The organism is Sphingomonas sp. GC_Shp_3 (assembly GCF_026540945.1).
In the GTDB taxonomy this organism is placed as follows: domain Bacteria; phylum Pseudomonadota; class Alphaproteobacteria; order Sphingomonadales; family Sphingomonadaceae; genus Sphingomonas.
The window spans coordinates 140872-166373 of sequence record NZ_JALNUT010000002.1; the positions used below are offsets into that span (position 1 = coordinate 140872).

The 25502-nt window shown below is 65.7% G+C and carries 15 protein-coding genes; 2 read left to right on the forward strand and 13 right to left on the reverse strand.

Annotation, left to right across the window (positions count from 1 at the left end; all coding sequences use genetic code 11):
• Positions 1-22: 22 nt before the first annotated feature.
• Both OXR00_RS06420 and OXR00_RS06425 read right to left on the reverse strand, forming a co-directional pair.
• Positions 23-604: a TerD family protein gene (locus tag OXR00_RS06420; RefSeq protein WP_267387288.1), complete on the reverse strand. Its 582-nt coding sequence runs from the start codon at positions 602-604 to the stop codon at positions 23-25.
• Between the two features lie 98 nt (positions 605-702).
• Entirely contained in the window at positions 703-4512 is a 3810-nt protein-coding gene (locus tag OXR00_RS06425; protein ID WP_267387899.1) for a LamG-like jellyroll fold domain-containing protein, read from the reverse strand.
• 274 nt (positions 4513-4786) lie between these two features.
• Here OXR00_RS06425 and OXR00_RS06430 point away from each other — a divergent pair, with 274 nt between their 5' ends.
• The gene (locus OXR00_RS06430; RefSeq protein WP_267387289.1) at positions 4787-6388 is read left to right on the forward strand and encodes a carboxylesterase/lipase family protein; all 1602 of its coding nucleotides are present in this window, start codon (positions 4787-4789) and stop codon (positions 6386-6388) included.
• A 137-nt stretch (positions 6389-6525) separates the two neighbouring features.
• The gene (locus tag OXR00_RS06435) at positions 6526-7239 is read left to right on the forward strand and encodes a LamG domain-containing protein (RefSeq protein ID WP_267387290.1); all 714 of its coding nucleotides are present in this window, start codon (positions 6526-6528) and stop codon (positions 7237-7239) included.
• Between the two features lie 14 nt (positions 7240-7253).
• Here the strand turns inward: OXR00_RS06435 and OXR00_RS06440 are convergent, their stop codons facing one another.
• The 11 genes from OXR00_RS06440 to nuoL all read right to left on the reverse strand — a co-directional run bounded on the left by OXR00_RS06440 (position 7254) and on the right by nuoL (position 25498).
• Complete coding sequence (locus OXR00_RS06440; RefSeq protein ID WP_267387292.1) at positions 7254-8693, reverse strand: efflux transporter outer membrane subunit; 1440 nt, start codon at positions 8691-8693, stop codon at positions 7254-7256.
• Positions 8690-11986, reverse strand: a complete 3297-nt coding sequence (locus tag OXR00_RS06445; RefSeq protein WP_267387293.1) for an efflux RND transporter permease subunit — start codon at positions 11984-11986, stop codon at positions 8690-8692. Before OXR00_RS06445 ends, OXR00_RS06440 begins: the two co-directional genes overlap by 4 nt.
• Positions 11983-15090 (reverse strand): efflux RND transporter permease subunit, encoded by a 3108-nt coding sequence (locus OXR00_RS06450; protein WP_267387294.1) that lies wholly within the window; start codon positions 15088-15090, stop codon positions 11983-11985. The genes OXR00_RS06445 and OXR00_RS06450 overlap by 4 nt, the downstream gene beginning before the upstream one ends.
• 12 nt (positions 15091-15102) lie before the next feature.
• On the reverse strand, positions 15103-16389 hold the full coding sequence (locus OXR00_RS06455) for an efflux RND transporter periplasmic adaptor subunit (protein WP_267387295.1): 1287 nt from the start codon (positions 16387-16389) through the stop codon (positions 15103-15105).
• 134 nt (positions 16390-16523) lie between these two features.
• Positions 16524-16808 (reverse strand): DUF1467 family protein, encoded by a 285-nt coding sequence (locus OXR00_RS06460; RefSeq protein ID WP_267387296.1) that lies wholly within the window; start codon positions 16806-16808, stop codon positions 16524-16526.
• A 39-nt stretch (positions 16809-16847) separates the two neighbouring features.
• The gene (locus tag OXR00_RS06465; protein WP_267387900.1) at positions 16848-18425 is read right to left on the reverse strand and encodes a ribonuclease J; all 1578 of its coding nucleotides are present in this window, start codon (positions 18423-18425) and stop codon (positions 16848-16850) included.
• 223 nt (positions 18426-18648) lie between these two features.
• Complete coding sequence (locus tag OXR00_RS06470) at positions 18649-19431, reverse strand: type III pantothenate kinase (protein ID WP_267387298.1); 783 nt, start codon at positions 19429-19431, stop codon at positions 18649-18651.
• Between the two features lie 53 nt (positions 19432-19484).
• Positions 19485-20192 (reverse strand): biotin--[acetyl-CoA-carboxylase] ligase, encoded by a 708-nt coding sequence (locus OXR00_RS06475; protein ID WP_267387299.1) that lies wholly within the window; start codon positions 20190-20192, stop codon positions 19485-19487.
• A 166-nt stretch (positions 20193-20358) separates the two neighbouring features.
• Positions 20359-21855 carry an NADH-quinone oxidoreductase subunit NuoN gene (gene nuoN, locus OXR00_RS06480; RefSeq protein WP_267387300.1) on the reverse strand — a complete coding sequence of 499 codons (1497 nt, stop codon included), beginning with the start codon at positions 21853-21855 and terminating at the stop codon, positions 20359-20361.
• 8 nt (positions 21856-21863) lie between these two features.
• The gene (locus OXR00_RS06485) at positions 21864-23390 is read right to left on the reverse strand and encodes an NADH-quinone oxidoreductase subunit M (protein ID WP_267387301.1); all 1527 of its coding nucleotides are present in this window, start codon (positions 23388-23390) and stop codon (positions 21864-21866) included.
• Positions 23387-25498 carry an NADH-quinone oxidoreductase subunit L gene (gene nuoL, locus OXR00_RS06490; RefSeq protein ID WP_267387302.1) on the reverse strand — a complete coding sequence of 704 codons (2112 nt, stop codon included), beginning with the start codon at positions 25496-25498 and terminating at the stop codon, positions 23387-23389. The genes OXR00_RS06485 and nuoL overlap by 4 nt, the downstream gene beginning before the upstream one ends.
• Positions 25499-25502: the final 4 nt, after the last annotated feature.

Here is a 25502-nt window from a genome sequence, read left to right on the forward strand (position 1 = left end):
CCGCTCTCCGGAACGTCACGCATCACAGCGTCGCGAGGATATTGCCCATCATGTCCTTGAAGGTGCGACCGGTGGTGCGCTCACCCAGCGCCTTCATCTCCCAACCGCCGCCGGCGCGCGACAGCTTGGCCATCACCTGACCGGTATGCGCGCCCGAGCCGGTCAGGTCATAACGCGCGAGTTCCTTGCCGTTGGTCGTATCCACCACGCGGCAATAGGCGTTGGCGATCCGGTCGAAGCTGTCGCCGGTGAAGCTGTTGACGGTGAACACCAGCGTCTCCACCTTAGGCGGCAAACGCGTGAGATCGACGTTGATCGTCTCGTCATCGCCGTCGCCTGCGCCGGTACGGTTGTCGCCGCTGTGGACGATGCTGCCGTCATGGCTGGAAAGCTGCCGGAACCACACCTGATCGACCAGCGTGCGCTGCGCGTCGAACATCAGGCAGGATGCGTCTAGGTCGATATCGCCGCCACCGCCACCGAACAGGCCAAGCAGCCCCTTGGCCTTGCGCACGTCCCAGCCCAGACCCATCGCGACGTGCGTCAGCGTCCCGCCGCCCGATTTCTCCAGCCGTACCGACTGGCCTTTTTGCAGACTTACCAAGCGGCTTCTCCGTAAACGGCCGGCACGGTCGCCGGGTGTGTCACAGGACTATGGCAATGCCGCCGGGCTCGCAAGACGGTTCGGTCACGCGCGTGTCGCTACCGCACGAGCGGCACCACGTTGTTGAGCATCGTCACTTCCGGCGCATCACCGGCCAGCGCCACCCGCACGGACAGCCCGCCCGCAGCCTTCGCCGGGATCGACAGCCGCACCGCCGCCGTCTTCGGCAGCAGATCGAGCGGGGCGGCCAGCGGCGGGATGGCCGCGCTCGCCAGCACGCGGCCGCTTGCATCGATCAGGCTGGCGGTGCCGCCTGGCACGGGCCGGGCACCAAGGCTATGCACCGTGACGTTCACGCGCGCACCCCGTACCACCACGTCATCCACACCGATGCCGAGATCGGCGCGCTCCGTCACCGGCGCACCGGGGCGGGTGAGCTGAAATTCATAGACGGTGGTGGTGCCCGGCGCGAACGTGACATCGACGCCGGCGCTGCGCTCCAGCGTCAGCGACGTAGACGGACCCGTCGCCGACAGCGTCTTGCCGGAGTCGACACTCGTCGCGCGGGTCATCGACCATGTGCCGGCGGTCACGTCCCAGCCGGTCATGCGCGCGTTTTGCACATGGTCGCTGCGGTTGTAGGCGAGCACGCGGAAGTGATCGGGCGTCGCGTCAGGCAGCAGGATCGCGACTTGCTCCGCCCCGCCGGCTTCCGCGAAACGCCAGCTGACGGTATGGCCGGGCCACTCCTGCCCGCGCACCAGCGCGATCCCGCCGAGCCGTTCGCGCTGGAGGATATCCATCGCCGATTCTACGCGGTCGGTCCACCAATGCCCCTCGGTCATCATGTAGAACCGCTGCGTCTTGGTGGTGATCGAGTCCGCGTGCAGCCGTTCGAGCAGGGCGAGGTCGCCGCTCGTCTGCCAGCCGACATAGCGCGAATACGGATCGCTGCCGGCTTTGCCGAGGATGGCCTGCCGCCATGCCGCGCCCTGTGGCGCCAGCGTGAGCGCATCCTCGTTGATCGCAGCCAGCGTGCCGATGCCGGCCTTGGCGACGCGCGCCACGATCGGGCGGAGGTACTTGGCGTCACCGCTCAGGCGATACGCACCCCACGCGGTCTGCATCGGCGTTTCGATCCCGCCGCCGTCGCCGACCCGCTCGGCATCGGTCTTCCAGTTGATCTCGTTGGGGAAGCTCCAGTTGCCGTCGATGCCTTGTTTGCCGTGCGCGAGCCAGCCGTCCATCACCCCGGTCACCTGCCCCTTGGCGGCCGGATTGCCGTTGTAGAGGCCGACCAGCATCGCCGGTTGCAGCATGTTGAACGCATAGGGTTTCTGCCACGACCACGGATCGTCGCGATAGATCTTCCGCGCGCCGTACCAGCTCGATGCGAAGTGCATATGGCCGGCCGGGTTGACCAGCAGGACGTTGCGCATCGCCCGCACCGTATCCATCAGCCGCTCGACCGCTTTGGGTTCGCCCCAGTTGAGATAGAGCCGCTCACCGTTGGAGTTGATCCCCTCCTCATAGGTGTGGAGTTCGTCGGTGGTGATATAGCCGAGGCCATCGACCATCATGCCGTTGGCATACACCGCGTCGGACAGCGCGCGGAGCGAGGCGTTGATCTTGTCTGGCTCGACCCCCATCAGCGCGAGGCCGGGCCATTGTTCGGTCAGGTCGGTGTCGTCGGAAATGCCGCCGCCGAAATCGCCGTACGGCACCTGTCGTTTGTCGATCCACCAATCAACGAACTGTCGGGACAGCTTGAGGTCCTCGAGTTGGCGGAACGCCCATAGCGGCGTGCCCGCCGGTGCCGCCGCCAGCGTGACCGGCGGCGCGTCCTCGGGGCGATAGTCGATGTCCGACCAATATGTCCGCGCCAGCGCATTGTCGGGATCGACGCGCAGCAGGTCGCTGATGTCCGCGAACACGCGCGCGTAGAGGCCCTCGCGTTTGGAGGCGGTATGTTCCTCGACGAGGAAGCCCCAATTATCCTTCACCTGGTTGAACCGATCGGCGACATGCTCGGCCAGCGCCTCGGCACGCGGTTTGAAGACGAGGCGAAGCTTTGCGCCCGACAGGCTATGCGCGTCGAAATCCGGTGCGGCCGAGGCGATGCTGAGCCAAAGGCTGTCCTTCGGCAGGATACGATCGCGCAGGTCGAGCCACAGCGTGCGCGCCTCGCCCGGACGCACCGACACCGACACGTCGATCATGTCGCGGCCCGGCCATAGCGGGTCCTTCACGCGGATGTTGAGCGGCACGAGACCATGCGCATCGGGCGTGAGCTTCATCGCCGGCAGGTCGATGGCGATACCGTCGAGCCCGTCATGCAGGTTCTGCCAGCCGTAATCCCACGCGCGGGCGAGCGGCTTGTCGGCATCGGCATCGGCGAAGTTGGACGGGATAAGGATGTGGACGATCGGCATCGCGCCAGCCGTGCGCTGCACCGTTCCGCTGGCACCGGCGGCACCGGCGCCGATCGCCGCCTTCACGCCCGCGCTCGGCAGCGCGAGCACGGTGGAGCGCTCGTCGGGTGCGAACCGGCCGGCGATGAACGCGTTGAGCGGGGCGAGCGCAGCGAGATCGGGTGCGGCGTCGGCGTTGATCGTGTAGGAGAGCTTGAAGCTGCCGGTGGGTTCCGTGCCCGCGCCGACGTCATAGGCCCAGAGTTCCTGGATCGGCTCTTCCTGCATCTGGTTGATGAAGGAGAGCGTGCCGCCGGTGTGAGCTGAGAAGCTGTCGACGCTGCGCACGACGCCCTTCGCCCGGGTGGCGAGCGTCTTGCCGGACCATTGTAGCGTGCCGTACGCGGCGCCGCGTATCTCGACGCGGTTGACGGTTTCGCCCGGCGGTACGGTCAGGTCGTAGCGCTTGCCGCCTTCGACATAGACGTTCCAGTCGGGCAGCTCGAAATAATCGTCGCGACCGGGCAGGCGCGAGCGGTTGTAGACGCCAGGCCATGTCGTTTCGGCGATGCCGTCGACGCCCTTCCACATCCACTCCTTCAAGTCCTTGGCATCGGCGAACTCGACCTTGCGGATGCGCGTGACCGGATCGACCAGCGGCGGCGGGGCGGCGTGGTCCCAGCCATAGCGGTGCAACCATGCCGTGCGGCGCAGGCGTGTATCGTCAGCGGGATCAACAGGCGGCTCACCCTTGGCGGCGAGCGCGGCGATGCCGGCGTCGCCCAGCATGTGATCGTAGACGCGGATCTCGTCGAGATCGCTGCCGCGCATGAAGTTATAGCGGCTCTGCACCTGATGCGGCGACATGACGCGCCCTGCCAGCCCGAATTGGTCGAGCCCCGCATCGAGATCGGACACCTGATCCTTGCGCGCGACCGGCTTGCCGTCGACATACAGCCGGACGCCCGCAGTCTCGTCCCACGCAAAGGCGATGTGGTGCCACGCATCCGCTGCGGGCAGGTGCGGTATGCGCCACGAGACGCGCACGCGCGACAGGTTGGCATCGGTAACAAAGGCGTCGAAACCATGGCCGTTCCAATCGATCCGCAGGAACGCCATGTCCCAACTGCTATGATCTGCGAAACCGGTGCGGAAGATCACGAACGGCGCCTCTCCCACCGGCTGCCGCGCGCGCCAGAAGAAGCTGAGCGTGCCGCGCGCCGCGCGCATGTTGCCGGGCGCGCGCCATGCGACATAGCCGTCATCCGCCCAGCGCGCCGCGCCGCCGATCGCGCCATCGGGCACGACCGTGACGCCGCTGCGGAAATTGGGCACGGGATCGCCCGCCGCGACATCGGCGGTCATGCTCTTGTCGGCGGAGACGCGGAACAGCAACCCGGTGGCATCTGCCGTGCGCGCCTGCGCAGCGGCCGGCAGGGCGGCGATGGCGAGCAGACTGGCGCAGGCCGACAGGGCCGTGCGACGAGTCGAGCGCAATGGCTGCGGCCCCTCGCGTCCAATGGTTTTCACGGGCCTCTCCCCTCGCCTTATGGAGAGCGACGACACCGCTGCGTCTGGCGAACCCTATATGGTTCGCCGGAGCGCGCGGCTGGCATCCTCTCCTGTTCTGTCACCATCATGCCCAAATTTGGAAACCGGTGTCAACTCAGCGCGTGGCAATCAGGTTGTCGCGCGAGTCACGGTTGCCAAACTCGTTGACACCGGTCACCATAGGCTCAGGCCGGTAACACGGCGCGAGAGGAAAATGGCTATGGCGGGCACCGCAACCGAACGTCTCGATATAGCGGTCGGGCGCCGCGCGCTGATCGGCGGCGGTGCTGGCGCGGCGGCGCTCGCGCTGTTGCCGCGCGCCGCGCGTGCGGCGACGTCGGCGGCGCGGATCGTCGCCGCATCCGGCATTTTCACCGGTGAAGCGCAGAGCGCGGGCGTGGCGCATCCGGTATGGAGCTTTCGTGGCATCCGCTACGGCACCGCCGAACGTTTTCGCGCGCCGCGTGCTTACGCCACACCGGGCAAGCCGCGCCTCGCCACCGCCTTCGGCCCGGTGTGCCCGCAGACTGGTCGATATCGGCCACAGTCCGAGGATTGCCTCTACCTCAACGTCTGGACGCCGCAGCGCGCGCCGGGCGCAAAACTGCCGGTGATGCTCTACATCCACGGCGGTGCCTATGCGAACGGCAGCGTTACCGATCCACTCAACGATGGCGCGGCGCTCGCCGGCCGTGGCGACGTGGTGGTGGTGACGGTCAACCACCGGCTCAACGCGTTCGGCTACCTCTACCTCGCACGGTTCGATCCGCGCTTTGCGGACAGCGGCAATGCCGGACAGCTCGATCTGATCTGCGCGCTGCAATGGGTCCGCGACAATATCGCGGCGTTCGGCGGGGATCCGACACGGGTGATGCTGTTCGGCCAATCGGGCGGCGGCGCCAAGATCGCCACGCTGACGGGAATGCCGGCGGCACAGGGCCTGTTCAACCGCGCCGCGACGATGAGCGGACAGCAGGTAACGGCGCAGGGCCCGCTCCACGCGACCGAGCGTGCCCGCGCCTATCTCGATGCGCTGGGCGTTAAGCCCGGCAGTCTCCAGCCGCTGCTCGACATGCCTGCGGAGAAGCTGGTCGAGGCGCTGGCGACGCGCGATCCGGTGATGGCAGGCGGGCTGTCGTTCGCGCCGGTGCTCGACATGAAGTGGCTGGTGCGACACCCGTTCTGGCCGGATGCCAACCCGATCGGGCTGCCGATCCCGCTGATCCTCGGCAACGTGCATGACGAGACGCGCGCGTTCGTTTCGCCCGACACGCTCGGCGGCCTGACATGGGATACGCTGCCCGACCGGCTCGCACCCGAATTGCGAATCGACGTGCTGCCGGAATGGGTGGTCGGCGAATATCGCAGGCACTTTCCGAAATGGTCGCCCGCCGATGTGTTCTACGCCGCCTCCACCGCCGGGCGCAGCTGGCGCGGACAGGTGATCGAGGCGGAGGAGCGCGCGCGCGCCGGTGCTCCGGCGTGGGTGTATCAGGTCGATTTCGGCTCGCGCAGGGACCCACGGCGCGGCGCTTTCCACACGATGGATATCCCGTTGGTGTTCGGCACGCTCGGCGCGGAGGGCTCGCAGACCGGCACGGGCGCGGACGCACGCGCGGCATCGGCGGCGATGCAGAACAGCTTCGTTGCGTTCGCACAGAACGGCGATCCCAATCACGCCGGTCTTGCCACATGGCCGAGATACGACATGCCGACGCGTGCGACGATGGTATTTGACGTGACCAGCCGCGTCGAGAACGACCCGCGCCGCTGGCAGCGCGAGCTGTTCGCGCGCATCCCCTACATCCAACCCGGAACCTGAGCGGCGGGCCAGCCCGCGCGGGGTCTCAAGCAAGGCACTGGATACAGCAAGATGCTATTGGCGTGGAAAATCGAGATGCAAAGGATGCTGCAAACACTCCGCTACGCCCGCACGCGGCATGGTGGTCAGGAGGAGGCATGATGCGCAGGCGAGACGTGGTGATGGGCGCGATCCCGATGGCAGCGCTGTCGGCCGGACTGCTCCCCGCCGTGGCGCGGGCGCGGCATGGCGCTGCGGGCGCATTATGGCGGTTCGATACGCTACGCCACATCGGCGGACGCACACCCGAGCTGGTCGGCGCGCCGACACTCACCACCAGTCCGTGGGGGCAAGCGACGCTGTTCGACGGTGTCGACGATGGCCTGTTGATCGATCACCATCCGCTCGCCGGCGCGCGGACCTTCACGATCGAGGCGCTGTTTCGCCCGGACGGCGGCGCCCTCGAGCAGCGCTGGCTCCACCTCGAAACCGAGGATGGCTCGGCGCCCGGGCTCAGCAAGACGCGCATCCTGTTCGAGATCCGCGTGGTCGATGACGGCTGGTACCTCGACGCCTTCACCACCGATGGCCACGCCAAGCAGACGCTGATCGTGCCGGCCAACCGCTTCCCGGTCGGTCGCTGGTATCACGTCGCGCAGAGCTACGACGGCAGCATCTACCGCTCCTATGTGGATGGGGTGGAGCAGATGGCGGTTCCGGTGCGTTTCAATCCGCAGGGGCCCGGCCGCGCCGCGATCGGCATGCGGATGAACCGGGTGAACTTCTTCCACGGTGCGGTGCGGGCGGCGTTCTTCGCACGCAGTGCGCTGGCGCCGGCGGACTTCGTGCTGCCGCAGGCGCGGAAGGGGTAAGCTTTGGCGCGGCGTTACCGGCGCGCGGTCACGTCGTCCTGCCAGCCACCGCCGAGCGCCTGGATCAACGCCACCGCTGTCGTCTGCCGGTCCGACTGGATCTGGATCAGCGCACGCCGTGCCGACAGCGCGGTGGCCTGTGCGCTTACCACGTCGGTGAAGACGACGATGCCGGATTGATACTGGAACCGCACCGACGCCTCGCTGCGATCCGCCGCGATCGACGCCTCACGCAGCAGCGCCTCCTGCCGGGCGAGAATCGCGGTGGCGGCGAGATTGTCCTGCACGTCCTGGAATGCGGTAAGCGTCACCTGCCGGTAATTGGCGACCGCTGCGTCATAGGCGGCGCGGGCCGCCGCCACTCGCGCGCGGCGCGCGCCCGCATCGAAGATCGTCTGGGCGAGCGATGCGCCGACCGACCACAAGGATGCGGCCGAGCTGAACAGCCCGGACAGGCTGTCGTTGTTGAACCCGCCGTTGCCGGACAGGTTCAGCACCGGGAAGAATGCGGCGCGCTCCACGCCGATCTGCGCATTGGCGGCGGCGACCTGCCGCTCCGCCGCGGCGATGTCGGGGCGACGTTCGAGCAGGGTCGACGGCATCGCGACCGGTACGGCGAGCGTCGCCGGCGCCCACTGCGCCGCCGCCGGCAGCGCGAAGGCGGCGGCATTCTCGCCCACCAGCGTGGCGATCGCATCCTCGAACTGCGCGCGCGTGCGCTTCTGCCCCTCAAGGTCCGATCGCGCGGAGGCGAGTTGCGACTGGCCCTGGAACACGTCGCTGTGCGGGGCGATGCCGGCGTTGTACCGGTTGGTGGCGATGGTGAGCGAGCGTTGGTAGGCGGTGACGGTCGCGACGAGGCTGGCGATCTGCGCATCGCTCGCCCGCAAGCCCAGGTAATCGGTGGCGAGTTCACCGTCTATGGCGAGCTGCGCGGAGGCGAGATCGGCACGGCGCGCCTGCTCGGTCGCGCGGGCGTTGTTCACCGTGTTGGTGATCTGGCCGAACAGATCGGGTTGCCAGCTACCGCTCAGCGCGGCGCTATACGTGGTTTGCGCGCGTCCGCCGGCCGAGGACGCGACGCCGTTGGTGACGATGGTGCGCGATCCGCCGCTTTCCGAATGGGTGACCGACCCGGTGGCGGACACGGTCGGGAACAGGCTGGCGCGCGCCTCGCGCGTGGCGGCGCGGGCTTGGCGGTAGGTGGCGGCGGCCTGCGCGATGGTCTGATTGTGCGCGTGGGCGCGGACGATCAGATCGTCGAGCGTGGCGTCGCCGAAGCCGCTCCACCAGTCGGCGCGCGGCGCCTGATCGGACGGGTTGGCGGGTTGCCAGCCATCGACCGGCTTCCACGCGGCGGACGAGGCGACGTCCGGTCGCGTGTAATGCGGCGCGAGCGAGCAGCCGGCGAGCGCCAACAGCGGCAGGAGGGCGAAACGGACGGACTTGGTCATGCGGGTTGCTCGCTGAGTTTCGAGCGCCGGGCGTGCGCGCGGCGCGACGTCAGGCGGTCGAGATAGACATAGACGACGGGCGTGGTGAGCAATGTCAGCAACTGGCTGCCGATCAGCCCGCCGATGATCGCGACGCCGAGCGGCTGGCGCAGTTCCGCCCCCTCCCCGAAGCCGATCGCGAGCGGCACCGCGCCGAGCGCGGCGGCGATCGTCGTCATCAGGATCGGGCGGAAGCGCAGCAGGCTCGCCTCGCGCGCGGCGGCCTCCGCGCTGATCCCGCGGGTGCGCTGCGCGTGAATGGCGAAGTCGATGATGAGGATCGCGTTTTTCTTGACGATGCCTAGCAGCAGGAACACGCCGATCAGCGCGATGATGGAGAAGTCCATCCCGAACAGCATCAGCGCCAGCACCGCGCCGACTCCGGCGGCAGGCAGCGTCGACAGCACGGTGAGCGGGTGGACGAGGCTTTCGTAGAGAATGCCGAGCACGATGTAGATCGTCACCAGCGCCGCAAGGATCAGCAACGGTTGCTGCCCCTGCGTCTGTTGCGAGGTCGCCGCTTGCCCGGCGAAGCGGCCGTGCACCGTCGTCGGCATTGCGATGTCCGCCTCGGTCGCGGTGATCGCGGCTTGCGCGGTGGAAAGCGCGACGCCGGGCGCGGTGTCGAACGAGATGGTGGTCGAAACCTCGGTGCCGTCGTGGTTGACGCTGGCGGCAGTCGCGGCCTGACCGAACGAAGAGATCGCGTCGAGCGGCACCATCGTACGCGGCGTGTTGCTCAGCGCCGATCCGGTCGACGGGCTGCGCAGCGCCGGGTTGGTCGGCACCGCTGCGCTCGCCTGCGATGCCGACTTGCCGGCGGTGTTGGTCGTGGCGGAGGTGCCGGTCAGCGTCGTCGCTGTGGTCGCGGTGGTGGTAGTATTGTTGGTGGCGGTCGCATTGGGGCCGGTCGCGATCACCGCGTCGGCATGCGCGGGCACGCGCACGTCGGGCAGCACCTGTGGGCCGCTCGCCATGCCCTCCGGCCAGCCGAGGATGACGCTGTACTGGTTCACATCCTCGTAGATGTTGGCGACGCTGCGCTGGCCGAACGCGTCGTACAGCGCGTTATCGACATCGAGCGAGGTGATGCCGAGCCGCGCGGCGGTGTCGCGATCGACGGTGAGGAAACTCTCGACGCCGTTTTCGGAAAAGTCGCTGTCGACGTTCTTGAGTTCCTTGCGCTTGCCAAGCGCGGTGGCGAGCTTCTGCGACCATTCCTTCAACGCGGCGGTGCTGTCGGCGACGAGCGTGTACTGATAGGTCGAGTTCGACTGCCGCGCGCCGATCCGCAGATCCTGCGTCGGCGCAAGGAAGATACGGATCCCCGCGACCGGTTGCAGCTTGCCCTGGAGGCGGGTGATGATGTCCGGCTCCTTCGCGCCGTGACGCTGGCCGACCGGCTTCAGCGAGATCAGGATGAAGGCGCTGCCCGCGCGGTTGCCGCCGGTGAAGCCGACGACATTCAGCACCGCCGGATCGTGGTGCAGGATGCCGACGACCTGCTTCAGCTTGCGCTGCATATCCTGGAACGACACGCTCTGATCGGCGCGCACGCCCGCGAACAGCAACGGCGATTGCTGCTGCGGGAAGAAGCCCTTGGGCACCACTATGTACAGCCACGCGGTCAGCGCCACGACACCGAGCAGCAGCAGCAATACCAGCGGCTTCATCGCCAGCGCCCAGTCCAGCGCACGTTCGTAGCCGCGTTCGACCCGCTGATAGCCGCGCTCCAGCGTGCGCGAAACGCGGCCGGGCTCGCGATCATGCTCGGGCGGTTTGAGGAACCACGCGCACAGCATCGGCGTGGTGGTGAGCGACAGCACGAGGCTGATCAGCACCGCCGCCGACAGCGTGACGGCGAATTCGCGGAACAGCCGACCGACGATGCCGCCCATGAACAGCAGGGGTATGAACACCGCGACCAGACTGACGCTGATCGACAGCACGGTGAAGCCGACCTCCGACGCGCCCTTCAGCGCCGCTTCAAACCGGTTCATGCCCTGTTCGAGATGACGCGTGGTGTTCTCCAGCACGACGATCGCGTCGTCCACCACGAAGCCGGTCGCCACCGTAATCGCCATCAGCGACAGGTTGTTGAGGCTGAAGCCGAGGAAATACATCACCCCGAACGTGCCGAGCAGCGAAATCACCGTCGCCGCCGCCGGGATCATCGTCGCGCGGAAGTCGCGCAGGAAGGCGAACACCACGACGATGACGAGGATCAGCGCGACCAGCACGGTGATCTCGATCTCGCGCAGCGATGCGCGGATCGAGCTGGTGCGGTCCATCGCCACGTCGAGCCGGATGTCGGGCGGGAGCTGTTGGCGCAAGGCGGGCAGTTCGGCCCTGATCTGGTTGACCATGCGGATCAGGTTTGCGCCCGGCTGCTGCGTGATGTTGACGACGATCGCACGCTTGCCGTTGAACAGCCCGAGCGTGCGCGTGTCCGCCACGCTGTCGGTGACGGTGGCGATGTCACCCAGCCGCACCGCCGCCGAACCGCGCCACGCCACCACCAGCGGGCGGTAATCGGCGGCGCTCTTGCCGGCGGCGTTGGTGTAGATCTGCCAGGAGCGGCCGTTCTTGCCCTCTACCAAACCCTTTGGGCGGTTGGCGTTGGACGCCTCAATCGCGGCGCGCACGTCCTCCATGGCGATGCCGTAGGCGTTGAGCTGGTACGGGTTGACCGCAACCCGCACCGCCGGCAGCGAGCCGCCGCCGAGTTCGACATCGCCGACGCCGGGGATCTGCGACATGCGCTGCTGGATGATGTTCGACACCGCATCGTATATCTGCCCCGCCGTCTTGGTGTCGGAGGTGAGCGCGAGCGTGATGACCGGCTGGTTGGCGGGATTCACCTTGCGATAGGTCGGGTTCTGCCGGAGCGTGGCGGGCAGATCGACGCGTGAGGCGTTGATCGCCGCCTGCACCTCGCGCGCGGCGGCGTCGATGTTCTTCGACAGATCGAACTGCAAGGTGATCCGCGTCGAGCCGAGCGAGCTGGACGAGGTCATCTCGTTGACGCCGGCGATCGTGGAGAGGCGGCGTTCGAGCGGCGTGGCGATGCTTTGCGCCATCACGTCCGGGCTGGCGCCGGCGAGGCTCGCCGACACGCTGATGACCGGGAAATCGACCTGCGGCAGCGGCGCCACCGGCAGCGAGAAGAACGCGGCGATCCCGGCGAGCGCGATGCCGATGGTCAGCAGCATCGTCGCGATCGGCCGCCGGATGAAGGGTGCCGACAGGTTCACGGGCGCGCTTCGGGGCCGACTTCGGGCGCGCGCGCACCCCAGCCACGCCTGGCGAGCGATTGCTGCGCACGGTCGAAATAGAGGTAGACGACCGGCGTCGTGAAGATCGTCAGCAACTGACTGACCATAAGGCCACCAAAGATAGCGATGCCGAGCGGGCGGCGCAGTTCGGCACCCTCGCCCATGCCGATCATCAGCGGGATCGCGGCAAACAGCGCTGCGAGCGTCGTCATCAGGATCGGGCGGAAGCGCAGGATCGCCGCCTGCCGGATCGCCTCCAGCGGCGGCAGCCCTTCATCACGTTCGGCGGCAATCGCGAAGTCGATCATCATGATCGCGTTCTTCTTTACGATGCCGATCAGCAGCACGATGCCGATGATCCCGATTACGTCGAGATCGTGGCCCGTGATCCACAGCGCGAACAGAGCGCCGACCGCCGCCGATGGCAAGGTCGACAGGATCGTGATCGGGTGGATGAAGCTTTCGTACAGCACCCCAAGCACGATGTAGACGCACACGATCGCAGCCAGGATCAGGTAAAGCTGGTTGGTGAGCGAACTGGCGAACGCGCCCGCCGCGCCGAGAAAGGTGGTGGAGATGCCGCGCTTGAGGTTCAGCGTGGCGACCTTGGCCTTGATCGCGTCGACCGCGCTGCCGAGCGAAACGCCCGGCGCGGTGTCGAACCCGATCGTCGCCGCCGGGAACTGCGCGACGTGGGTAACCTGAAGCGGCGAACTGCCCTCCCGGATCGTCGCGATCGCATTGAGCGGCGTTGCGCCTCCGGACGCTTGCAGGTGAAGCAGCCCCAGCGACTGCGGATCGGTGAGCAGGCCGGGTGCCGCTTCGAGGATGACGCGGTACTGCGTCGTCTCGGTAAAGATGGTCGAGACGATGCGCTGGCCGAACGCGGAATAGAGCGCATCATCCACGCTCGACGCGGTGATGTTGAGCCGCGCGGCGGTATCCCGGTCGATGTTGATGAACGCCGCCGAGCCTTGCGCGCCGGCATCGGTGGTGACGTTGCGCACCTTGGATACCGATTGCAGCGCGGCGGCGATGCGCTTCGCCTCCGCGTTGACGTCGGCGGTATTCGATCCTTCGATCGACATGCGATATTGCGTCGGGCCGCTCTCGGCATCGATGGTGAGATCCTGCGTGGGTTGCAGGTAGAGCTGCACGCCGGGGATCTTGTCGACCGCCTGGGTCAGTCGACGCATCACGTCGGCCTGGTTGCCGTGGCTTTCCTTCAGGTTGACGAACATGCTGCCCGAGTTGAGCGTGGCATTGTCCGATCCGTCCACACCGACGAAGGACGACAGCGACTGTACGTCGCCATCCTGAAGGATCGCCTTCGCCGCCTGCGCCTGAAGGGCCGCCATCTTGTCGTAGGATACGCTGGTCGAGGCGACGAGCCGCGCCTGCAGCTGGCCGGTATCCTGCGTCGGGAACAACCCCTTGGGAATGACGAGATACAGCAGCACCGTCAGCGCAAGTGTGCCGATCGCCACCAGCAACGTAGCGAAACGGCGGTCGAGCACGAAGCCGAGTGCGCGTTCGTAACGCCGCTCGACCGCGCCGAACAGCGCGGCAGAGCGCTGCGCCACCCGGCTCGGCTTCTCGTCGGCAGGCGCCTTCAGCCAGCGGGCGGACAGCATCGGCGTGAGGGTGAGCGAAACCACTGCCGAGATCAGGATCGTGATCGCCAGCGTCACCGCGAATTCGCGGAACAGCCGCCCGACGATATCGCCCATGAACAGCAGCGGGATCAGCACCGCGATCAGCGACACGGTCAGCGAGATGATGGTGAAGCCGATTTCCGCCGCGCCCTTCAGCGCCGCCTCGAAAGGCGGCACGCCCTCCTCAATATGGCGCTGGATGTTCTCGATCATCACGATCGCATCGTCCACCACGAAGCCGGTCGCGATGGTCAGCGCCATCAGTGACAGGTTATCGAGGCTGTAGTTCAGCAGATACATCACGCCGAACGTGCCGATCAGCGAGATCGGCACCGCCAGCCCCGCCACCAGCGTCGCGCGCGCGGAGTGCAGGAAGAAGAAGATCACCAGCACGACCAGCGCGACCGCCAGCACCAACTCGAATTCGACATCGCTGACCGAGGCGCGGATGCCGGTGGTGCGGTCGGCGATCACCTTCGCGTCGAGGCCGGCGGGCAGGCTCTTGAGCAGTTCCGGCAACTGCGTCTTGATCGCGTCGGTGGTCTGGATGACGTTGGCGCCGGGCTGGCGCTGCACGTTGAGGATGATCGCCGGCGTGGTGCCGGAGAGTGCGCCGAGGCGCGTGTTCTCCGCGCCTTCGATCACCTGTGCGACCTGCGAGAGCCGGACAGGTGCGGCGTTCGAATAGCTGACGATCAGGTTCTTGTAATCATCGACCGATTCGAGCTGGTCGTTGGCGTTGATCTGATACGATCGGTTCGGCCCGTCGAAGCTGCCCTTGGCGCTGTTGGCATTGGCATTGTCGATCGCGGTGCGCAGTTGCGACAGCGACAGGCCGTAGCTTGCCAGCGCCTGCGTGTCGGCGCGGATCCGCATCGCGGGCTTCTGCCCGCCCGCCAACGTGACGAGGCCGACGCCGCTGATCTGGCTGATCTTCTGCGCCAGCCGCGTGTCGACGATCGATTGCACCTGCGTCAGCGGGATCGTCTTGGAACTGATCGCGATGGTCAGCACCGGCGCGTCAGCCGGGTTGACCTTGGCATAGACCGGCGGCGCGGGCAGATCGGCTGGCAGCAGCGCGGACGAGGCGTTGATCGCCGCCTGCACCTCCTGCTCGGCAACGTCGAGGCCCTCGCTCAACCCGAATTGCAGCGTGATGACCGACGCCCCCGCCGAACTGGTCGAGGCCATTCGCGTCAAGCCCGGCATCTCGCCGAATTGGCGCTCGAGCGGCGCGGTGACGGTCTGGCTCATCACGTCGGGGCTGCCGCCGGGATAGAGCGTCGTCACCTCGATCGTCGGGTAATCGACCTCGGGCAAGGCCGACAGCGACAGCATGCGGAAGCCGACGAGGCCGGCCAGCACGATGCCGACCATCAGCAACGCGGTCGCGACCGGCCGCAGGATGAAGATGCGCGAGGGGCTCATGGGTGGTGCCGATCAGCCGCGCTGGTGGCGGCGACGCCCACCGCCCGCGCCCGCCGCCGGCTTGTCACCGGGCAGCGCGACCTTGGCGCCCTCGTTCAGCCGGTCGCCACCATCGGTGATGACGATATCGCCGACGTTGAGGCCGCTCACCACCTGCACCTTGTCGGCGGTGGAGATACCGGTCTTGATCTTGCGCTGTGTTACCGTCTTGTCGGGCTTGAGCAGCCAGACGAAGCTCGAATCCTGACCGGAACGCACGGCGGCGGGCGGGATCGTCACGGCCCCAACGATCGTATCGACGGTGAGCCGAACGTTGACGAACTGGCTAGGGTAAAGCTGGCCGCCTGCGTTGGCGAAACGCGCCTTGCCCTTGATCGTACCAGTGGTGGTGTCGACCTGGTTATTGAGCGTCGAGAACCGGCCCTGGTCCAGCGTCTGCGTGCGGGTCCGGTCGAGCGCCGTTGCCGGGATCTCCGCGCCTTGCGCGACACGCTTGCCGATCGCCGGCGCCTGATCCTGCGGCACCGCGAATTCGACGTCGATTGGCTGGAGCGTGGTGACAACGACGATGCCGTTGGCATCGCCCGCACCGATGTAATTGCCGACATCGACCACCTTCAGGCCGGCGCGACCGTTAACCGGCGATACGACCCGCGTGTAACCGAGGTTGATCTGCGCCTGCTGCACCTGCCCGCGGTCGATCGCGATCGTGCCTTCGAGCTGCTTGGCGGTGGCGGCCTGCGTATCGACATCCTGCCGCGCGATCGAATCCTGCCCGAGCAGCGTCTGGTAGCGGCTGAGCTGGACGCGCGCGTTGGCAAGCTGCGCCTGATCCCGGATCAGCGCGCCGCGTGCCTGCAACAGCGCCGCCTGATACGGACGCGGATCGATGATCGCCAGCGTCTGCCCCTTCCGCACGAGCTGCCCCTCGCGGTAGAGCAATTGCGTGATCGTGCCCGACACCTGCGGCCGCACCGTCACCGTCGCGGCCGGCGTGACCGTGCCGAGCGCCTCCACCACGATCGGCAGGTCGGCGCGCACCGCCTTGACGGTGCCGACCGTCGTCGGCTGCGCGCCACCACGACCGCCGCCGCCGCCGCGTCGACCTCCGCCGCCCGGCCCGCCATGCTGGTTGCTCGAACTCGCGTGCGAGAGCCACACCGCGCCCAGTACGAGCAGCGCCAGCGCGACAAGTCCGCCGATCCAGCTCAACACGCGCCCGCGCCGGCCGATTGGCCGCGGCGCATCGGCCACGGTGTCGTCCCGGTAGGCTGGGGAGGTAGGCTCGGCCTCGATCATGGTGTTTCCGCAGGTAGCTTTCGTTGCCGCTACCGTCTCGGAACGGGCCTTCCTGTCAATCATACAATTGTCGCAGAGTGTCGCGGGGTACCGGTTTCGGGCGGCTTTTCCCGGCTGCGCGCCAGCGTCGCGGCTCAGGAAGAAGCGGCGTCGTTCCAGGTATCGAGCACGTCGATCATCTGCGGCGTGATCCACTCGAAATGGTAGTTGAGCAGGAACAGCCCCCAAAGCACCGTGCCGACGATCAGCACGCGGATGATGGTGCGAAGCGGCCGGAACTCATGCGGCGCGCTTTCGGCCTGGCCCGGTACCGGCGCGACGCCCGCCTCCTCGGCGGTGCGCACGCCGAAGGGCAGCACGAAAAACACCGACAGCGCGCAGAACAGGAACCAGATCGCGAGCGCCGACGTCCACCGCATCTTCTGGTCCCTTTTCCCTTCCGCGCGCCGGCGGCGTAATTACGCCTCGATCAGCAGCACGTCCACGATCGGCTTCTTGCCGGTCCACCGCGTCGCCACCTTGCGCGTGGCGAGACGGATCGCCTCACGCAACTTCTCGCGATCCTTGGGTGGCTGCTTGGTGGCGGCAATCACCGCGTCGACAGTCTCCTCGAGGAACGGCACGCGATCCTCTTCGACCGGCAGGCCGTTGTAGCGCACCTGCGGCGTGCCGATCAGCCCGCGCCCGCCGATCGCCACCGCGACCGACATCTGCCCGTTGATGCTGAGCTTGCGCCGTTCGTTGATCGTCCCGCCATCGCCGGGCAACAGCACGTCGCCATCGAGCACCAGCCGCCCGATCGGCGCATGGCCGATCTTCTGCGGATTGCCCGGCGCCAGCCGCACGATCTCGCCATTCGATTGGACCAACGCCTGCGGCACGCCTTCGGAGAGGGCGAAGCGCGCCTGCTCCATCAGGTGCCGCATCTCGCCGTGCACCGGCATCAGGATCTCAGGCCGCAACCACTTGTACATCTGCGCGAGTTCGGGCCGGCCCGGGTGGCCGGAAACGTGGACGTGCGCCTGCCGGTCGGTGATCATCACGATCCCCTTGGCGGCAAGCTGGTTCTGGATGCGACCGATCGCGACCTCGTTGCCGGGGATCTGTTTGGAGGAGAACACTACCGTGTCGCCCGCATCGAGCTTGATCGGATGACTGCCAAACGCGACCCGCGACAGAGCAGCGCGATCTTCGCCCTGCCCGCCGGTCGCGACGATCATCACCTTGTCGCGCGGCAGCCGCATCGCCGCTTCCGGATCGACCGTGGCCGGGAAATCCTTGAGATAACCGGTCGCCTTGGCAACCTTCAGGATGCGGTCGAGCGAACGCCCCGCCACGCACAGCGCGCGGCCAGTCTGCTTCGCTACCTCACCCAAGGTATGCAGCCGCGCCGCATTCGACGCGAAGGTCGTCACCAGCACGCGGCCCTTGGCCTTGGCAACCACCTCCGTGATGCCGGCACGCACGTCCGCTTCCGATCCCGAGGGATCGTTGTTAAACACGTTCGTCGAATCGCACACCAGCGCGAGCACGCCGCCATCGCCGATCGCACTCAATTGCTCCGGCGCGGCCGGCTTGCCGATCACCGGCGAGGCGTCGAGCTTCCAGTCGCCGGTGTGGAACACGCGGCCATACGGCGTGGCGATCGACAGCCCGCTCATCTCAGGGATCGAATGCGACAGCGGGATGAAATCCACGCCGAACGGCCCAAGCTGCAACGTCTTTGTCGTGTCGACGACGTTGAGCTTGACGCGCTTGGCGTTGCCTTCCTCTTCCAGCTTGCCGCGGATCAGCCCTGCGGTGAAGGGCGTTGCGTACAGCGGAACGCCGAGATCCTCGGCCAGGTACGGCAGCGCGCCGATATGGTCCTCATGCCCGTGCGTCAGCACGATGCCGAGCAGATCGTCAGCACGCTCTTCGATAAATTGCAGGTCCGGCAGGATCAGTTCGATGCCCGGATAGGCCGGATCGGCAAAGGTGATGCCGCAATCGACCATCAGCCATTTGCCCTGGCAGCCGTACAGATTGACGTTCATGCCGATTTCGCCGGAGCCACCGAGCGCCACGAAAAGCAGTTCGTTCTTGGGGGTCGTCACTAAGGTTCTGTTCTTTCAATTGGGGCGGCATATGCCGCGAAAATTACGGGTCAGGGCCGGATCGGGCATCCCGCCACCACCATGTGCTCAGCAGACAAGGCGGGCGGAGATACTGGCACGCGCCAGACAAGACAGGTCGGAACAAAGCTCACGCCGCATTCCATCATGGGTTCATATGGGCGCGATCCCACAGCATCGCCAGCCCCTGAATGGTCAGATCGGGCTCGATCGCGTCGAAAGCGCTGGTGTTGCGCTCGAACAGCGTCGCGAGACCACCGGTTGCAATCACCGTCGCAGGTCTGCCGATCTCGACCTTCATGCGACCGACCAGCCCCTCGATCATCGCGACATAGCCCCAGTAGATACCGATGTGCATCTGGCTGACGGTGTCGCGCCCGATCACGCTCGGTGACGGTGGCGCCTCGATCGCGATGCGCGGCAGCTTCGCCGCGGCGGTGACGAGCGCATCGAGCGAGAGATTTATGCCCGGCGCGATGATGCCGCCTTTGTAGGCGCCACGATAGTCCGCCACATCGAACGTGGTCGCGGTACCGAAATCGATGATGATGAGATCGCCGGGGTGACGCGCGTGCGCCGCCATCACGTTCAACGCACGGTCGGCACCCACCGACTGCGGCTCCTCGACGTCAAGCGGGATTGGCCACGCCGCCTTGCCTTGCCCTGCGATCAGCGGATCGGAGCCGAAATACTTTTGCGCGAGCACCTGGAGATTGTGGAGCGCGCGCGGCACCACGGTGGCGATGATGACACCACTGACGTGGCTGCGCTCATATCCCTCGAGAGCAAGTAACTGGCTTAGCCAGACCGCATATTCATCTGCGGTGCGACGCGCATCGGTGGCAATCCGCCAGCGTGCGCGGATCGTGCCTGAATCGAGCAGTGCAAAAACGACATTGGTGTTGCCAGCGTCAATCGCGAGCAGCATTGGCGTCCCCCTTCATCGTCGCGGACCGACACCCTAGCCTCACAGCAGGAGCCTCACAGCAGGAAAATATCCGCCGCGTGAATGACACGTCGACTGCCGTCCGCCAAGCGCAGCACGAGCGCGCCGCTACTGTCGAGGCCGTCGAACAATCCCTCGACGGTGCTGTCGTCGGGCAAACGCGCGGTCAACGCAGTACCAACGGGATAAGCCCGATCAAGCCAGCGCGCGCGCACCGGCACCAGCCCCTGCCCCCGCCAAACCCCAAGCCAGCGCGTGAACGTGTCCGCCAACGTCTCAAGGAAGCGCGCTGGATCAACCATGGCGCCATGAGCCGCAAGGCTCGTCGTTGCCCGTTCGAGACTCTCTGGGTGGTGCGCGAGATTGACGCCGATCCCCACCACCACTGCGTCGCCCGCCCGCTCAAGCAAGATACCCGACAGCTTGGCACCATTAACCAACAAATCGTTCGGCCACTTGAGAACTGCGATAGCTGCGGTGCCCAAATAGACCCGCACCACGTCCTCCACCGCGACGGCAGCAACCAGCGCGAGCGATGCTGCCTCGGGGTCGCTGGGACGTAGCCTCACCAGCGTACTCGCATACAGATTGCCCGGCGGCGAGACCCACGCCCGCCCTTGCCGGCCGCGCCCGCCGGTTTGCTGCTTCGCCCGCAGCCACACCCCGTCCGGCCCGCCGTTCCGCGCCAAGACGAGCAGATCAGCATTGGTGGAACCGGTTTCCGCAACGGTGCGGATCGTCACTGACCGGCACCGTCGCGGCGGTTGGGGCGCGGAGTCAGGCGAACGTTCATGGCCGAGCTTGGTAGACCGACTAAGCCCGGACGTAAGCGCCTAACAGTGGCGTGCTCTCGGCTCCAAAACCGGGTTGGGCCGGACACAGATCGTGCGGCGACCAAACCGCAGATGCTCAGAACAGCGCCTTTGCCGCCGCCATGGTCGCCAGCCCAAGCGGCGCAAGCAGCACCCACCCGACGGGGGACACGAACACCGCCGCCGCCGTTATAAGGCCGCCTTCGACGACGTCGCCGCTCTTGCCAAAGCCGTCGCCGACCGGCTCATCGAAATACATGACCTTGATAACGCGCAGATAGTAATATGCGCCGATCACCGAAGCCACGAAGCCGACCACCGCGAGCGGGTAAAGACCCGCCTGTACCGCGGCGTTAAAAACCGCAAGCTTCGCGTTGAACCCGAGCAGCGGCGGAATACCCGCGAGACTGAACATGAAGATTGCCATGGCCAGCGCCAAACCCGGTCGCGTGCGCGACATGCCCGACAGGCTGCTGATCGTCTCTACCGGCTGCCCATCCACACCGCGCATCTGGAGCACCACCAGAAAGCCACCAAGCGTCATGACGACATACACTGTGAGATAGAACAACACCGCCGCGACACCCGCCTGCGTCCCCGCAGCAAGGCCGACCAGCACAAAGCCGACGTTGTTGATCGACGAATAGGCCAGCAGCCGCTTGATGTTCGACTGACCGATTGCCGCGACCGCACCGAAGATGATCGATGCGAGGCTCGCGAAGATCACGATCTGCCGCCACTGATCGACCGCCGGGCCCATCGCCTCGACTGCGACACGCACTGCCAGCCCCATCGCCGCGACCTTCGGCGCGGACGCAAAGAACGCGGTTACCGGCGTCGGCGCACCTTCGTACACATCCGGCGTCCACATATGGAACGGCACCGCACTCATCTTGAACGCCAGCCCCGCGAACACGAAGACGAGACCGAACATCAGCCCGTAATTGTGCGTGCCCGGCACGATCCCGGCATAGGCCTCGGCGATCCCGGAGAACAGGGTCGTGCCGCTGAAGCCATAAACGAGGCTGATGCCGTACAGCAGAATGCCGCTCGCCAGCGCGCCGAGCACAAAATATTTAAGGCCAGCCTCTGCCGAACGCGTGTCCCGCCGCATGAAGCTTGCCAGCACATAAGCGGCTAGGCTCTGCAATTCGAGGCCGACGTACAGCACCAGCAGGTCGCCGGCCGAAACCATCATGCCCATGCCGCACGCGGACAACAGGATCAGCACCGGATATTCAGGCCGCAGATTGTCGCCACTCGTCTGCTGGAAGAACCGCGGCGCCATCAAGATTGCCACCGCGCTGGCGCCGTAGATCAACACTTTCGAGAATGCAGAAAAAGCGTCGGCGCGGAACAGCCCGTCAAACGCTACCCCGCCGCTCGACGCCGGACCAAGCAACGCGATCGACGCGCCAGCCAGTACCGCCACCGAGACCCATGAAATCAGACGCGTAGAACCCTGTCCACCCCAGGCCGCTACCAGCATCAGCACGATCGAACCAATCGATAGCACCTCCTCCGGCATCACCATCATGAGCGAGGCGCTCGGAAGCGACGGGTGCACCACGGTCATCGCGGCAGCGAGCATCATCGACGGGCTCATTGATGCGCCTCCACCTGCGAGGGCGCCAAGGCCGCATGCCCGGTCACGGGCCGCGAGTCCCCAACGGGCGCAGCACGATCGACCCGTGCAACCAACGTACCGACATCCTTTCGCATCGGAGCAAGGAAGCTTTCCGGATAAACACCCATCCACAGCGCAACCGCCGCAACTGGGGCCAGCAATGCAATTTCACGAACCGATAGATCGGGCATCACCCGGACATCATCCTTGGTCAAATCACCGAACACGACCCGGCGATAGAGGTAAAGCATGTAAGCGGCGCCGAGGATGATACCGGTCGTGCACACCGCAGTCGCCACGGTCGACACCTGATACGCGCCGTCGAGGCTGAGGAACTCGGCGACGAAACCGCTCGTGCCGGGCAGACCAATCGATGCCATGGTAAAGAACAGAAACAGCACCGCATATTTCGGCATATTGATGGCGAGACCGCCGTAGCGACTGATCTCACGGGTATGCAGGCGATCGTAGATCACGCCCACGCACAGGAACAGCGCGCCAGACACCAACCCGTGGCTCAGCATCATGATCATCGCGCCCTCGAGCCCTTGCCGGTTGAAGGCGAACAATCCGATCGTCACGATCGCCATATGCGCGACCGATGAATAAGCGATGAGCTTCTTCATATCCGACTGCACCAAGGCAACCAGGCTGGTGTAAACCACCGCGATCCCGGACAGCGCAAGGATCAGCCATGTCAATTGCGAAGACGCTTCCGGGAACATCGGCACCGAGAAGCGGAGGAACCCATAGCCGCCAAGCTTGAGGAGGACGCCGGCCAGGATCACCGAACCTGCCGTCGGCGCCTGCACGTGCGCATCCGGGAGCCAGGTATGGACCGGCCACATCGGCATCTTGACCGCGAAGGAGGCGAAGAAGGCCAGCCACAACCATGTCTGAGCAGTGCGCGGGAAGTCGGTCTTCAGCAACGTCGGGATGTCAGTCGTTCCGGTGTAATGGATCATCCACAGCATCGCGACCAGCATGAGCAGCGAGCCGAGCAAGGTGTACAGGAAGAATTTGTACGACGCGTAGATCCGGTTCGCCCCACCCCAAATGCCGATGATCAGATACATCGGGATCAGGCCGGCTTCAAAGAAGATGTAGAACAGCAGGAGATCCTGCGCCGCAAAGGTGCCGATCATCAGCACCTCCGTGAACAGGAACAGCGCCATATATTCCTGAACGCGCTTTTCGATCGCGACCCAGCTCGCCCCGATGCAGATCGGCATGAGGAATACGCTCAGCATAATGAGCATCAGCGCAAAACCGTCGATGCCAAGCTTCCAGTCGAACACGCCGATGGTGCCGGCGTTCTCGACAAACTGCCACTGGGCGCCGCCGATGTCGAAATTCGCCCAGAGCGCAATCCCGAGTACGAAATCGACCAGGGTTGCAGCCAACGCGAGCCAACGGGCGCCGGCCGGGCTGAGGAACAGACACCCGATCGCGGCGAGTGCCGGTACCGCGAGCATCAGGGAAAGAATGGGGAAACCGCTCATCGTGTGATCGCCCAGGTCATCGCTGCGGTCAGCCCGATAAGCATGACGAACGCATAGGTGTAGAGATAGCCGGTCTGAAGGCGTCCTGCCGCGCGGCTGCTGAGCGAGACGAGCCAGGCCGAGCCGTCAGGCCCGAACCGGTTGATTGTCTTCTCGTCGCCACGGTGCCAGAACCAACGACCGATCGCGAACGCGGGCCTGACGAAGATCAGGTCGTACAGCTCGTCGAAATACCACTTGTGAAGCAGGAAATCGTACAGGACGCTGAACTGTTTCGCCATTGCCGAGGGCAGGCCCGGCTTTGCAATATAGGCGTACCAGGCGCTGACCAGCCCGATCAGCATAGCGATCGAAGCCGAAAGCTTGACCAGGGTCGGCAGTTCCTCGACCGCTTCGGAGAGTTCGGCGTGGAACGCGACTGCCCCGTGCCAATAGCTGTTGCCCGCACCAGCATCCGAAAAGAACGGATGGAACACGTAGCCCGCGAACACCGCGCCGACCGATAGAAGGATCAGCGGGATCAGCATCGGGAATGGGCTTTCGTGGGGATGGTACCCACCCGTGCCTGCCGGCAACTCATGCGCACCCGGCGCATGCGGATCCGGAGACGATCCCTGCCCTTCCTCGGCATCCTCACCGTGGTGAGCATGCGCCGCCTGCGTGCCGTGATCGTCGTGGCCATGCGCATGATCGTCATGGCCGTGACCGTGCGCATTATGGACGGCATGCTGAATATGCTCGGACGCCGCCCAGCGCGGTTTGCCCCAGAAGGTCAGGAACATGAGACGCCAGGAGTAGAAACTGGTCAGCAACGCGACGATGATGCCGACGATCGAAGCGCCTTGCTGGTTGGCAGCCCAGGCCGAGAGGATGATCGCGTCCTTCGAATAGAAGCCAGCGAACCCAAACACGCCTTCGATACCGACGCCGGTGATCGCGAGCGTACCCGCCATCATCGCCCAGAAGGTGATCGGGATACTTTTCCGCAGCCCACCATAATAGCGCATGTCCTGCTCGTGATGCATCGCATGGATCACCGAGCCGGCACCAAGGAATAGCAGCGCCTTGAAGAAGGCATGCGTGAACAGATGGAACATCGCGGCGCCATAGGCACCACAACCCGCCGCGAAGAACATGTAACCGAGCTGCGAACAGGTCGAATAGGCGATCACACGCTTGATGTCGGTTTGGACGAGACCACAGGTCGCCGCGAAGAAGCACGTGGCCGCACCGACCGTCATCACGACGTGCATCGCGAACGGCGACATCTCGAACATCGGCGACAGACGGCACACCATGAACACGCCGGCCGTAACCATCGTCGCGGCATGGATCAGCGCCGACACCGGAGTTGGGCCCTCCATCGCGTCCGGCAACCACGTGTGCAGGCCGAGCTGCGCGGACTTGCCGCACGCGCCGACGAACAGCAGCAGGCATAGCACCGTCATCGTATCGAAACGATAGCCGAAGAAGCCGATCGTCGATCCTGCCATATGCGGGGCGGCCGCAAGGATTTCGGGGATCGATACCGTCTTGAAGACGAGGAACGTGCCGAAGATGCCGAGCATGAAGCCAAGATCACCGACGCGATTGACGACGAACGCCTTGATCGCGGCAGCATTGGCCGACGGTTTGCGGAACCAGAATCCGATCAGCAGGTACGATGCAAGACCGACCCCCTCCCAGCCGAAGAACATCTGGACGAGGTTATCCGCCGTCACCAGCATCAGCATGGCGAACGTGAAGAGCGACAAATAGGCGAAGAACCGCGGCTGGTCGGGATCTTCCGACATATAGCCCCAGCTATAAAGGTGAACCAGCGCGGAGACGCTCGTCACCACCACCAGCATCACCGCCGTAAGCGCATCGACGCGCAACGACCACGAAACGTGCATGTCGCCGGATTCGATGAACTTCAGCACCGGCGTAATGACAGGCTCGCCGCCGCCGAGATAATGAATGAACACCGGCCAGGACAGTGCGCAAGCCAGGAACAAGGCGCCTGTCGTCACTGCCTTGGGGAAGGCTGCGCCGAAAGACTTGTTCGAGAAGCCCGCGAGGATAGCCGCCGCGAGCGGCAAGAAAACGATGAAGAGGATCGAAGTCACGCCG